General features: G+C 49.1%; 1 protein-coding gene. It reads right to left on the reverse strand.

Annotation, left to right across the window (positions count from 1 at the left end):
• Positions 1-230, reverse strand: a 230-nt coding sequence (locus R0J87_RS25375) for a hypothetical protein (protein WP_498889784.1), incomplete at both ends; no start/stop codon positions are given.

Genomic DNA, 230 nt, shown 5'->3' on the forward strand with positions numbered 1-230 from the left:
CCGGAACAGGCGGGTGATGTTTTCCAGATTATGTGCAAGTGTCGCCAGTTCACTACTGGCTTTAGCAATATGGCCAGCGCTCTGTGAGCTGTGCTCGGTATTTTTGAAAATCGCATCCACATGACCAACAATGTCGCTGGCCATTTTTTGCTGGTCGTCTGTTGCATCGGCAATTTGCTGATTCATCAGGCGGATTTGGGCAATGCTTTGTGTGATTAGCTGCAGCGCAT

Origin of the sequence: Halomonas sp. SIMBA_159 (assembly GCF_046536035.1) — a bacterium.
GTDB classification, from domain to species: Bacteria; Pseudomonadota; Gammaproteobacteria; order Pseudomonadales; family Halomonadaceae; genus Vreelandella; species Vreelandella venusta_A.